This is a genomic window from Aestuariibaculum sp. YM273 (genome assembly GCF_030908365.1).
Lineage (GTDB): Bacteria > Bacteroidota > Bacteroidia > Flavobacteriales > Flavobacteriaceae > Aestuariibaculum > Aestuariibaculum marinum.
Map to the genome: position 1 here is coordinate 813,192 of NZ_CP133090.1, position 14,500 is coordinate 827,691.

At 39.1% G+C, this 14,500-nt stretch carries 6 protein-coding genes; all 6 read right to left on the reverse strand.

Annotated elements, in window-relative coordinates:
• Nucleotides 1–68 precede the first annotated feature (68 nt).
• The gene (locus RBH94_RS03495) at nt 69–1,499 is read right to left on the reverse strand and encodes a sialate O-acetylesterase (RefSeq protein ID WP_307882385.1); all 1,431 of its coding nucleotides are present in this window, start codon (nt 1,497–1,499) and stop codon (nt 69–71) included.
• A gap of 62 nt (nt 1,500–1,561) precedes the next feature.
• Nucleotides 1,562–4,945 carry a glycosyl hydrolase gene (locus RBH94_RS03500; RefSeq protein WP_307882386.1) on the reverse strand — a complete coding sequence of 1,128 codons (3,384 nt, stop codon included), beginning with the start codon at nt 4,943–4,945 and terminating at the stop codon, nt 1,562–1,564.
• Nucleotides 4,945–8,241, reverse strand: coding sequence for a glycoside hydrolase family 2 TIM barrel-domain containing protein (locus RBH94_RS03505; protein WP_307882387.1), 3,297 nt, complete (start codon nt 8,239–8,241; stop codon nt 4,945–4,947). The genes RBH94_RS03500 and RBH94_RS03505 overlap by 1 nt, the downstream gene beginning before the upstream one ends.
• Nucleotides 8,219–9,364, reverse strand: a complete 1,146-nt coding sequence (locus RBH94_RS03510; RefSeq protein WP_307882388.1) for a glycosylase — start codon at nt 9,362–9,364, stop codon at nt 8,219–8,221. Before RBH94_RS03510 ends, RBH94_RS03505 begins: the two co-directional genes overlap by 23 nt.
• 77 nt (nt 9,365–9,441) lie before the next feature.
• Entirely contained in the window at nt 9,442–12,300 is a 2,859-nt protein-coding gene (locus tag RBH94_RS03515) for a glycoside hydrolase family 2 TIM barrel-domain containing protein (RefSeq protein ID WP_307882389.1), read from the reverse strand.
• 9 nt (nt 12,301–12,309) lie between these two features.
• Nucleotides 12,310–14,433 (reverse strand): alpha-rhamnosidase, encoded by a 2,124-nt coding sequence (locus RBH94_RS03520; RefSeq protein WP_307882390.1) that lies wholly within the window; start codon nt 14,431–14,433, stop codon nt 12,310–12,312.
• Between the last annotated feature and the right edge of the window lie 67 nt (nt 14,434–14,500).

The following is a 14,500-nucleotide window of genomic DNA, read 5'->3' on the forward strand; positions in this document are numbered from 1 at the left end:
CCGTATTATTTTGTGAGACCCTGAAATAAATTCAGGGTGACAAAAATTCTATTTTGTTTTATAAAGCCCTACCACTCATCCGTTCTAAACGACGACATTGGTAAACCTCCTGTACTGAAAATTTCGGCTTTGGTAAAATCTTTGAATAAGTATCGAACAGCGACTGGTTTTTCAACCTGTGGTGACGATAACATAACCGATTTTCTTCTTAAAACAGCCTGTGCCGGATAGAACACTTTATTCTCCCCTGCGATTTCGAAACCAACCACTTCTTTGTCGTAAGACGTTACACCGTTCGGCACATTATTAAACGATACGGTTACCGTACTACCTTTAATTTCCATGGCGTTAAACTCCGGACTTTCGAACTCAAACCCTTCAAAACCATAAGTTTTTGCTAATGCCTGATATGCCAGACGTTCTCCTCCTTTATTTTTTTGTGCCGGGTGAATATTTCCAAACTCACCAACATCTAATAACACCGCCATTCCTGAATTCGGAATTTCTTTTGAAGCTTTTAATTGCGCTTCTCTTAAGTAAGCTGAATTGAATTTTTCTTTATTATCATTGGGATGAAAACGTGCATAATCAAACGGAGCTATTTGTGCGAAATAGAACGGAAATTCGCCCTGATTCCATAACTCTCGCCAAGACATTACCATTTTTTTAAATAAATCTTTATACTGAAACGGACGCTCATAATTCGATTCCCCCTGATACCAGATAGCACCTTTAATGCCATAACCAATCACAGGCGACAACATACCGTTAAACAACGTGGTTGGCACACGATTTGGATTGCTTTTTAAGTCTTCTTCTTTTTTTGGTAACTCTAATGCTAAATCGAAATCTTTAAGCATTTCCTCATTCATCCATGCTTCAACATTTGAGCCACCATATGACACCACAATCATACCCACAGGCACATCTAAAACCTCTTGTAATAACGACCCGAAATACCAGGCAGTTGCACTAAAATTAGCAGTTGTTTTTGGTGAGGCCACTTGCCAACCCCCTTCAAAATCTTCCTTTGGTTCTAAAACCGTTGCTCGTGGCACGGTTATAAAATGAATATTTTTATTATTTGAACGCACAATAGCTTCGTTACCACCTTGCACTGGCTGACTAGGAAAACCTTTTAAAGGCATTTCCATATTAGACTGCCCCGAACACAACCAAACTTCACCTATCAATACGTTGTTAACAAGTTTCGTTTCCTTTCCGTTAGAAACCGAAATCGTATACGGTCCTCCTGCTTCTGGAGTTTGTAAACTGGTTTTCCATTTTCCAGTTTTATCGGCTTTTACCTCGTAAACTTTACCATCCCAAGACGTGGTAATTTTCAAACTTTCGTTTTTAGAAGCCCAGCCCCAAATAGGTGCATTACCTTGTTGTTGCAACAGCATATTATCGGTAAATAATGCCGGCAATTTTATTTCAGCTTGCAAAGTGAATACGCTAAAAACACATGCTATTACTAATACTATTTTATTTTTCATCTACTTAAATTTAATCAAGAATATCTGGTTTAGTTATTTTTATAGGTAAGACCATTGTTTGCCTAATGCCCATTTTGGGTTTTCTTTATAATTTTTATTTCCCCAAGTAAACCTGATTTTACCATCATGGTATCGTCTAGTCTAAAAGGCGCCGTTGTCCAAGTTAAGCGTTGATCTTTTGGTAATTTCTCATCACCTATTAATCGGTTTGCCCAGGTATTGGTTACTTTAATCTCTAAGGTATTTTCTCCTGTTTTTAAGGCTTCTGAAATGTTTGTTCTATATGGATATGTCCAAACAACACCACAAGGTCGGTCGTTTAAAATCACCTCGGCGATACAATTAATTTCATCAAACTGCAACCACAAATCGTTAGATTTAATTTCATTCCAATTGAATGCTTTCGTGTAGGTCGCCGTTCCTGAATAGAATTTAATACTATCATTAGCTGAAGTTGTCCAGTCAAATAATTTGTCAATCTGAATAACCTCTGTAGGACCGTTGTACTCTTTATCAAACTGAAGCGTCCAGTCTTCATTGAAGGTTTCAACCGTTTTAAAAGTTTCCCAGTTTGGCCTTCCCGTTGAAACTGTTTTATCGGTTTCATCTTCAAAAATGATAAAATAAGCTTCGTTAGACTGAAATTGCAACGGTATAATAGTTCTACCGTTTTCAACAATCCAGTTTTCTAAGACCACCGTTTCATCTGAAATTGGATGATATAACACCGGAATTTTTCCACTGACTCTAAACGACACGTCTAAGTTTCTCGTTTCTTCCTTTTGATTTGACAAGAAATAAATAGACTCATCAGCAGATTGACGTTGTGTCCAGGCGATATCTTTTTCAACCAAGACATTAGGTTCAACACCTAATTCTGAAAACGTAGCTCTCAAATATGGCAACTGAATCACTTTTCCTTTACCTAAAGTCCATTGTTTTTGTCCCTTGCCCCACCAAAGTTCATCAACTAAAGCCTGCCAGTCAGTTTGGCTGGTTATTAACTCTGCTTTCTTATGCGGCTTTTCTCCAACCAAAATGGTTGCTCCAGCCTTTACCAAATCCACTAATTTTTGAGCCACTTGCAAAGACATGATGTTACTCGGCATCATTTTTCGATGATCAGGAAACACTAAAAACTTATACGTTAAAGCATTTTTAAAAACGACTTTTCCGTCTTTCACTTCAGCATTTAGCAACACATCGGTATTAAACGAATCGTATTTATAACCGTTTAAAGCATTCACCCATTCCGATAAATCGGTGCTATTTTTTGTGTATTTCACTTCTTTTGGCATTCTAGCCGTTGGCTGACCTTCATTTTTTAATCGCATAACCTCGGAAGCCACACGCTCTTCCCCAAAAATATTTGGCATAAACGGCACTAAACGATCGGGTAATACCGAACGTGACGGAATATCTTCACCCGTAAACACTGCGAAATCAATAACTGGTTTTCCTTTTTGAAGCTGAAACTGAACATTTTTACAATACTCAAAAAAAGCACTTCCAGGTTCCCACCAAGTTTGATCACGTTGAAAAAATGTTCCGATAGGATCCAGCGTCATTCCCGGTTTTCGATCTAACCACGGATTGTGCATAAATACATGATAGAAAAAACGGTTAATACCCAAAGCATAATTTCTATCGGCCATGGTTTTTAAATTCCCCGGATGCTCATCCCAATCCATTCTAAGTTGCGTAAAAGCTTCCGCCTGAATGATATCACGCCCGTAAATATGTCCACCATTTATAGCATCGAGCATATCGTTTGGTTTATCGTGTGTTGGACTTCTAAACCAGAATTCGCCACTCGGATAATCAACATATTTAAAATGCAATAAGCCATCACTCGTCATGGTTGGTGCTACATTTTCGGTACTGAATTTCACGCCAGTTTTTTTGGCCTCTTCTTTTAAAGTTCCGAAGAAATTATCGGCTGTTAATTCGGCTATCGTTTTTCTAATATCGTAAAGAATTTGTTCCGATTTTTCAATATCGTCTAACGGAATACCAGCCATAACAGGTAAATATTGAACGATATCATAACCGCGACGTATTTTGAACTCTTCCCTGAAAACAGGCGACCAGTTTTGGCTACCACATTCCCAACTATCCATATGAAGAATTTCCACCACTTTTGAAGCCAGTTCCTCTCCTGCGGTGCGACGCATTTCGCCATACCAATGGCCTAACTGAAACTGAACTGCTTCTTTGTTAAACTTGTCAACTTCCAGACCACGACCGCCTCCAGCCGTCGCATTTTCATGTCCCGTAGACGTATGCCCGAAACGCATGATACGCCAGTTTCCTTTCGGCGCTTCCCAATTTAAAACACCATTAGCATCAATAAATTCAGAAACATTAACCATATTTTCAGTTTTCACACATTCTGATTCTGGAATTTGAGCATCGGTATTTCTAGAACTTATGCGCCAAACAGCACCCGATTTCCCCTGGTAATTATCAATTAAAGGTTCTTCTGAAAGAATTATTTTTGTGACTTTAAAAGGCGAATTCCATTTTGCCATATCTATATCTTCGGCGCCAGGTTCTGACCCTTCAGGATTGTAAATAAACCTGAAATATTTCGCTATCGCGGAAAGGCTGTGCGTATAAAAGGCATCGGTATCCTGCCAACCCGAACGTGGCGTTTCTAAGTGACCAAGGCTTTCAAACGTTTTTCCGTCGTTGCTCACTAGAACAATCATGCGGTGCGCCTGATAATTATTTCCGCGCGTTTCAACCTGAAGCGATTTACAATCAAAAGGCGTTTCAAATTCATATTGAATATAGCCCGGCTCTCCAAGTCTGAATTGCGTTTGTTCGGTTGAATTATCACTTAAAAATGAAGCGTCGACACCTTCTAAAGTAGTTGTGATTTTAGGTTGAATATCAACCGATGTTTTAAACACCTTATCAACAGGTATCGCGAACGTGGCAATGTCCTGATAATAATCTTTGTAATGCTTAGGAAGCGGTAATTTTATTCCATTCGCTTGATCTGAACTAACCATCGTATCTGCCCAGACTACCTTTTGCATAGACAGTTCCGGAGTAATCCAAGGACCACCAGCCACTGCAAAACCATCAGCCGGATGGAAAGCGATTTTCAAACCTAATCGGTCGGCTTCTGTTAATGCCCAACGCACCAAATCCCAGAATTCTTTGCTTAATTGCACCACTGGCGGATTCATTAAAGGTTCTTCATCCGGACCTTTAATCGTCATTAAATAAGCCCCTCGAATACCCGCTTGTTTCATCGCTTCTAAATCGGCGGTAATGCCTTCTTTAGAATAGGCGCTGCGCATCCAATACCAATACACCCACGGCTTAGACGAATCTTCGGTTGGTTCAAAATAAGATAGCTTTTGCGGTTCTTGTTGGTTACAAGACAGTAAAAACGCAACTAAAATCAGGCAAATATGTTTAAAAGACAAGGTCATTAATACTGAAATTTATCTAATGTTTTGTTTAATCCGTCTTTCCCTTTAAAAGGCAGCAGATAAAAACTATACTCGTAATCTTTAGACGGAATCTGATATTTTTCCATTGGCGCACCCACTGGCGACCAACTATCGTTTCCTCCAATACCCATCTGAATTAAATCGATATTTACCGTTAAGTACCCTGATTCCTTTAGGTCGTAAGTATGTTTCGCCTCGTTTATATTTTCTTCGGTATATGGCCAGACACTCATACTTAGCGGTTGTTGATTTGCAACGACTAACAATCCTTCGTTTTTAGTTGAAGTTGTACCTGCCAGCCAACGCACATCGGTTCGGTTTCCATTTTCCTGAGGCCTAACATAAGGTTCCATAAACTCATCTAACCGCAGACTGTAACGTTCCACAAAAAAGCCATGATTACGATCGATGTAATTTTCCATTTCTCCTTTTCCGTACCATGAAATTTGTCTAAAATCATCTTTTATCCCCATTTGCATACCCACTTTTGGAAGGTTTGGTAAATCGGTTGAAGCGCTAAGTTTATAATCAACTTTAATTAATCCAGAAGGTTTAATATTGTAGGTTACAGAAACACTGGCACTATCTTTAATCATCTCGTAATTTGATATAACAACTACATCGTTTCCTGATTGTTCCGTTTTCAAGGAAGTTAAAACCGGTTTATTATCATACCACTGTTTTAACACTTTATGCGGTTTCCACCCTTTACTGTCGTTATCGGTAAACGGACGCGTGAAATTTGGTAACAACGGTGCAAACACCTGTTCTTTACCATTAAATACATACGAACTTAAAGCACCATTTTCTTTATTGAATTTCAATTTGAAACCTGTACCTGAAACTTCTATAGCGTCATTATTTTCAGCTGCTGAAATACTTCCTTTTAGATTAGAAAACAAATCCGATTTATCGTTTAACACTTTTGAAGCAAACTGGTCTTTAGCGACAACAAAACCTTTCTTTGCCCAAGGCGTATCCTCTGAAAGTTGAAACTGAATTTCGTAAGTCACCTCTCCTTTGGTTTTAACCATTGGCAGATATTTGTTCAAATCAATAATTGTACTATCTCCTGCTTTTAAATTTAATGCTGTTAATGCAACTTCTTTAAATACTTTACCGTTTAACAGCATGCTTAACACCGGAGTTAAATCGTCCAACGATTTTTCTGCTCGTCGGTTTTTAACGGTTACTTGACGCCCGTTGAAACTTGATGTTGCCGGCTGATACACCCACTTGTTTTCGTACATGGCTGCTTTTGGCCGTCCATCGGAAGCTACGATACCATTAATACAGAAATTACCATCATGGCGCACTTCTCCAAAATCACCGCCGTAAGCATAAAATTCCTGTCCGGTGCTTTCATCAACTTTCAATAAACCCTGATCTTTATAATCCCAGATACAGCCTCCAATCATTCTTGGAAGACGTCTAAACTCATCCCAGAATTCTTTCATATTCCCTGTAGAATTCCCCATGGAATGTGAATATTCCACAAATAAAATTGGACGCGAATCCGCTTTATTGTCCAACAAGAATTGAGGTGTAAATACCCCCGGATAGAAACGACTCACCATATCCACATACCAATCGTCCTGCGGATTTTCAAAACGGTGAGAATGATCGCCCGTTGAAGGATATCTCGGGTCGCGTTCATCGATATAACCATCTAATCTCGGATTCCCTTGTGCTGGCTCGTAATGGATAGGCCTTGTAATATCGAAATCGCGTGTCCAGGCGGCCATAGATGCATGATTAGGTCCTTTACCAGACTCATTACCCAAACTCCACATAATCACACTCGGATGGTTCTTATCCCGCTCCACCATGCGGCTCATACGCTCCATATAGGCATGCGTCCAACTTGGATTATTACTTAACATCCCGCCAATGCCATGGGTTTCAAGATTAGCTTCATCCATAACCATAATACCGTATTCGTCACACAACTCGTAGAAATACGGATCGTTTGGATAATGACTTGTTCTAATGGTATTAAAATTAAACTGCTTAATCGTTTTAACATCCTGCTCAATATCAGCACGGGTTAGCGCCTTTCCACGAACCGGATGATGGTCATGACGATTCACGCCATAGATATAGGTTTCTTTTCCATTTATTAACAATTTACCATTATCTTTTGAAAACTCAATGGAACGGAAACCAACTTTACAGGATTTCACTTCGGAAATGCTTCCGTTTTCATCCTTTAAAATCATTACTAAGGTATACAGATTAGGATCTTCTGAACTCCATTTCTTCGGATTTTCAATCTTATTTTCAAAGAAACCAAAACGCACATTATCTAAACGCGGATAACTTTCGTTAACAATCGCTTTCGCTAACGTATCCTTGAAGGTTTTAAACAAAGCTTCATTTTTATCGTTGTATAACTGATATTCAAATGAGGCATTGCGAACCGAATCTCCCGTTAGATTTTCCAGCTTCGGACGCAGTTGAAACACCGCATCTTTATATTGTTTATCAAGTTTTGTTTGATAGAAGAAATCCTGAATACGCAATTTTGGTTCAGCCATAATAAAGACCTCACGCTGAATACCACTTATACGCCAGTGATCCTGATCTTCTAGATAAGCGCCATCGCTGTAACGCATCACCTGAACCGACAATACATTTTCACCTTCTTTTATATAAGGTGAAATATTAAATTCTGAAGGGAGAAAACTATCTTCACCATAACCTAAAAACTCACCATTTAACCACACTTGGAATGCCGAACTCACGCCTCCAAAATGAAGCGTTACCGTCATATCTTTCTGCCAGTCTTTAGGCACTTTAAATTTATGCTGATACGACCCAATACCGTTGGTATCTTTAGGTACGTAAGGCGGATTGATAGGACGGAATGGATATACCGCACTTTTATAAATTGGAATATCGTAGCCTTTTAATTCCCAGTTAGATGGTACTTCAATTTTATCCCAGCCTTCAACTTCGGTTTTATAAAAATCTTTTGGTGCCTGATCGAGATTTACAGAATACTTAAAATCCCATTCGCCGTTAAGCATCACCAACCGGCTCTTCTCACGATTACCTTCTAAGGCATCCTCTACCGTTTTATACGAATAAGCTGTCGCCCTTGCCGGTTGACGGTTTATACTGGTTACCAAAGGATCTTCCCAAGGTGCATAGGTGTATTTTTTTGGAGCCTCAGGAATACCTGACAATTCACCAGTTACGGTTTGTGCTTGTAATCCTAAAAGCCAGCAAAAAGCTCCTAAAAATAATATGTTACTCTTTCTTCTCTTCATCATCTGGTTTTACAAAATGTAAATCACTTTTCCCTATATCTTTAGACGTCGCTAAAGCAATACCACGCTGTCCGGCTTTGTTAACCGCGCAATAATAATGATACACAATACCATCGTGTTTTACCACAAACGATTTGTGAGCAAACATATCGTCATAAGGCTCTGAAGATTCAACTAAATTATCACCTTCCCAATCTTTCCAGTGAATTAAATCGTTAGACACCGCGAAACGGTTAAAGGCACCCTGATCCCAACCGGTCCAGAAGGCACCAAAATAAAACATCACCCAGGTATCGTTGATACGTTGAATATAAGCATCACCTGAAATACCTCTATGATGATTAATTAACGGCGCATCACCGTAACGTTTCCAGTTTTTCATATCATCTGAAACTGCCATTGCAATACGCTCTGCGCCTTTCGCCGGATTGATACTATCACCGCGTGCGTTGTAATACATAATGAATTCATGACCAGTTTCTTTCTCAATATCACGAATCACCGAGCTTTTATACATGGTACTGTTATCCCACCACTTAGCCTTATCGTCGTTTGGTCTAAGAACAGGTTCTGGTAAACGTTTAAATTCTTTAGGCGTGGTTGGCAGCTCATCGGCGTAAGCCATACCCATTGATAAAATTCCGGCTTCATAACCTGTAGTATTACCACCAAAATAACTCACCCAGTATTTTCCATCATAAGGTTCCCATGCATAAGAACCTCCCCAGGTTGGATCTTGTAAAGCAATATATCCCGCTTTTTGATTCACATCCCATTCAGTAGTATCTTTTGAAAAAGACATCACTTTACCTAAGTGATTCCAGTGTAATAAATCCTCACTTTCCGCTAGCCAGGTTTCGTAGCCACGACCTTCAAAAATTAAATAGGTCATGTACCATTTTCCATCTTTTCTATAGATACTCGGACAATCCATTTTATAAGAGTTATCCGTTGGCACCATCACCATACCGTATTTGTATGGCGTTTTAATTTCGTTATAAATCTCTTCCATTACGGCATCGGTAATCTCACGCTTTTTCAACCTTTCAGGTTTTGAAGCACATGAAATTACTGAAACCAGAATACCGATTATTGCAGCAAATTGTAAAATACCTTTTGATTTCATTTTCACTATTTATTTTAACTAAAAACCAGAAACTACACTTTGACTCCGCTCAGTATGACATTTCAGGTTTACAACTATTATTTATCAAACTTTAAATATACCGTACGCTTTTGTAATCCGCTTAACCATTTTGGTTGTGATGACGGTCCACATAAATCGGTAGCATTTACTTTATTTCTCGCTGGTGGAATTACATCTAAAACCGCAATTCCTGTATTTGGAATCGTGTATAATAAGGCATCACGTCCATCGCGAGGTGAATACACCCCTAAGTATGTATCGGTTCCTTTGTTTTCGATATATATTTTACCTTCTTCTGTGGTAAACTCAGCCCACTGCCAGTTATTAAAATACCCTTTAAACTCTGGATAGTTAAATGACTCACCCGGAATTGGATCGTTATAATCGTTTTCCCAGATATCTAAAGTGGTTCCTTTTAAACGGTTTTGCCACACACGGTATGGCCCGTCTCCTAACCATTTTTTATGTTGCATTTTTTCTTCCGGATATTCGAAATACACACCCGCTAAATCAACCACACCGTTATACTCGTATTCGTAATCTAACTGAATTAATCCTGAAGCGTCAATCGTCCATACCACTTTTTGAAGAATACCATGGTAATTGGCTTCAATAACAACTTTTCCATCAACTTCTTTAGCTGAAATGTTTAACAAGTTTTCAGAACAGTTTACTTCTTCATCAATACAAGCAAATTCTTTGTAGATACGATCTTCTCCTTTTAAGAATTCAGGATTTACAGTTCCGTCTAACGTACGATCGCCACGACGCGCCATAATAATTTTTGGTCCGTTAGCTAAACTGATGGTATTTCCGTTTTGGGTAACTTCAACCAATTTTCCTGAAACTTTATCAAATTTCACAACAGTTCCTGAAGCAGAAACCGTATAAAACTCATCAGATTCATTTAAATCGACGTTTCCTGAAGCTGATGCTTTAGCTTCACTTTCTTTATCCCAGGTAAAATCCCAAGTCCATAATTCTTCACCATTAGCATTCGTTGCCTTTACATATAATACATCGGCATCTTTCCAGTTACCTGGTAAGTTTATTTTTAACTCCCCTTTTCCGTGAGGTTCAATACTCGGCGCTTTAATCGTGCCTTTATTAACCGTTTTACGCTCTGCCTTTCCGCTTAGCGGTGACGTAAAACTTACTAATTCGTATTCGAATGTACAGGTGTTTGTATTTGTGAAATCGTAACGATTTTCAATTGAGAATGTGCCATCGAAATCATTTGACAATTCCGGCTTGTTCATAATCATAACCGGCGACCAAACCTCTTTTACCGTAAAGAAACTACCTTCTTTTTCGTGATGAGGGCCAACAATACCATCGGCACCATAGTTCCCCTGATTATCTATACGACCATCCTGATCAGTACGAGCAATACCTTCATCGGCAAAAACCCAAAGGTAACCACCACCACTTCTCGGGTGCTTGCGCATTACTTCCCAGTAATCGTCGAAACCAGCACCGTGACCACCATCATATAATCCGTGAAGGTATTCGGTTGGCATAAATATATTATCGTCTCTAAAATACTCTAACGTCTCTCCGTAAGAACGGTAATGCATAGTTTCAACACCATTATGCTCTTGTTGCGGGTGCAATACCGGACGTTTTTGCAAATCCCAGATATCGAATTGATCATCTAAATTGGTATTCCAACCACCTTCATTTCCGTTAGACCAGAAAATAATACTTACGTGATTTAAATCGCGCGTTACCATTTCTTTTACTAACTTCTTTCCTACAGCATCGTCGTAATGACCGTGCCATCCACCAAGTTCATTCATAACATACAACCCTAACTCATCACAAGCCTTCAAGAAGTCTGGATCTGGAGGATAGTGTGATAAACGTACGGCGTTCATGTTCATTTCTTTAATTAAACGCACATCGGCATAGTTTAATTCGGTGTTTAAGGTTCTTCCTGATTCCGGCCAGAAACTGTGACGATTTACCCCTTTCATTAACACACGTTGTCCGTTAACGTAGATTCCATCGCCTTTTCGAATTTCAATGGTTCTGAAACCAATGGTTTCTTTGATTTCGTGAACGACTTTACCAGCTTTCAATAATTTGATTTCAGCAGTGTAAAGATTTGGTGTTTCGGCAGTCCATTGTTTTATATTTTCAAACTGACCCGCTAAATGCAATTTATCGGAGCCATTAACGGCTTCAGCCTTCATAGTCGAACCTATTCTTTTACCTTTTTCATCTAAAATGGTTATTTCAGCAGATACATTTTGACCTGCCTTTCCTAAAAACACATTCGCTTCAAAGCTTCCGTCAGCTTCCGCTTTTAAAGATGTATAATCAATATGTGTTGCTGGAAGCGCTTCTAAGAACACCGGACGGAAAATCCCTCCGAAGTTCCAGTAATCGGCACGACGTTCCGCAAGGTTTACACTCGCGTTTTTCGACTCTTTACTAACGGTAACTTCCAGTACGTTTTCTTTTCCGAATTTTAATAAATCGGTGATATCGTATTTGAATCTATAGAACGCACCTTGATGTGTATCATCACTCGCCGAACGCCCGTTGATACGCACTTTAGTATCGGTCATCGAACCATCGAAAACAATTTTCACAATTTTGTTTTCCCATGCTTTAGGCACAGTAAACTTATATTTGTACTCACCTACTTCATCTGCAATACCTTCAGGAAACGGCTTTCCGTAGAAACGAATACCATACTGATATTTTCCAAAACCTTCCTGTTCCCAAACAGAAGGCACATTAATAGTAGACCATTCGCCACTTTTACGTCCATCGGAAATTTTAAATTCCCATTCTTTCGTGTCTTGATATCCTGTACCAGATAAATATTGAATTTCGGTGTTTTGCGCCACAGCCGACAACCCAGCTAAAGCCAAAACAAAAGATAACTTGTTAATAAATTTAATCATTATAGAGAATTATAGTGCTTTGTATTTGATTGTATATTGGGTGTTAGGTTTAATCGTTACTTGATATTTATTTTTACTAAACGATTTGACCTCTCCCACATTTGTTGAAGGTTTACTTTTACTTTCAATAATTAATGTCCCTTCACCTTCTGAAGCCTTTACGTTTATCTCACGTGTGCTACAGTAAAGATCTACGGTTCCGTTTGGTGTAGGCACTTTACCCTCCATCCATTTCAGTCCCCCTAAATTTGGTTTCACTGTATAGGTTTCATAGCCTGCTGCCGTTGGTTCAACACCTAAATAATATCTACCAAATAAATATATTGGGCTCGCTCCCCAAGCATGGCAAAGGCTTTTTCCGTAAGGTCTACCATACATTTCTAAGTGCTCCTCACCACTTTGATTTGGATCGTATTTTTCCCAGAACGACGTTGCTCCAAGATCTAACATACCTCCCCAATAATCGCGAATTTCATCCAAAACAAATTCTTGCTCTCCCATAGCACAAAGCGCTTCCAATTCATAAAAACGCATGTATGGGGTTGTGATTTGAAGAATATCGTCATTCAGCAAGACTTTATCCTTTACACTTTGCTTTTGAGATTCATCAAAATAGTTAAAAAAGATGCCGAACATATTAGCATATCGCGTAACAATATCCTGCATATTTCCATCGATGCGCTGATGTTTCATTACGCCTTGCTCTGCATCCCAGAATACATCAAACAGCTTTTCTTTTAAATCTTCCGAAAGGGTTTGATACTTTTTAAAATCTTCCTGTTCACCAGCAATTTCAGCACTTACAGCCATAGCTTCTAAACTTCTGGCCAATAACATTTGCTCGAAACTGGTCTCTCCTGTTTTTGGTAAACCATCTGCCCAGTCAATAAACACCCAGTCGCCTTCTAAAGGTTCAAGGAAACCATTTTCGTTTCTTCTTTCTAAACAGAATTCCATTAAGGATTTCATACGAGGATAAAACGTTTGAATAAATTTCGTATCGCCTGTGTATAGATAGTAATCGTAAATGCCCACAAACCAGTACAGCGAATAATCCATAATGGTATTGATGTGTGCCGTTACTGGGTCTTTTCCGCGAAGCGCCAATAACGTACGCTCAACAGATGGGCTATCGAAGAACAGGTAATAGTTCATTAAATAACTCTGATAAGCGTCTCCAGACCACACCCAGCGGTCGCGTTTAATACCATCGATAAAAAATTCACGCGAGGTTAAATGCATGGTGTATGCCGACACATCCCAGATTTGATTCAGTAAATCGTCTGACGATTTGAAGCTTCCGCGATACTCTAATGGTAGATATTCGTAAAGCATAGAAATGGAATCGTACTTTACACCTGCCTCAGCCTGCACCTGAACATATCTGAATGCTTTTGAACCTTCCAAAGTATAGGTTTCAGACTGTGTTCCGTCGAAAGACAAATGATCTAAAGTTTCACATTTGGCTGAATCTAAGGCTTCTTCACGAGACTCGCCGTAATACAAGGCTAGTTTTCCCTTTCCCTTTAAACCGTGAATCTGAATATAACCAAAAGTTTCTTTTCCGAAATCGACCAATTCGCCTCCTTCAATTTTCTCTGTACTTTTAGCATTCCAAGGTTCGGTAGCTAAACGGAATTCTGAAGGTTTTTCTTCTGGCGTATTAAAATTCCATGAGCCAACAGGCACCCATGGCGTTCCGGATTGCTGCGCATTTCCGGCTTCATCAATCCATAATTTATCTTCGTTGGTTACCTGCCAACTGGCATTAGAATTCACATATTTCCCATCTATAAAAATAGCTGGCAATACTTCCTGATTGTAAACTTTAAACGATATTTTATGTTTTCCTTCGGGAATAGTAATTGATTTAGGTTGCCCATAAATTTGAACACCATCGACTAATAACTGAAACGGACCTTCTGATAGGATTTTCACTTCATCGGCTTCTGGAATATCAACTTCCGTTTGAAATGTGACTAATGCATAAGGACTGTAATAGCGCCATAGCGGCGGAAACACAGCTTCACGTTCGGTACGTCTTACCTGCATTTTATTGCTCAACCACACTTCGAAATCGCCTGGATACCAAATCCATGTAGCTTCATTATTAGTAGTTTCTTGAGCCGACAAAGTCCTTTCCGAAAAGAAAAGGACTAAGGTTAGACATATAATTTTTAACGTTAACGACTTATAATAC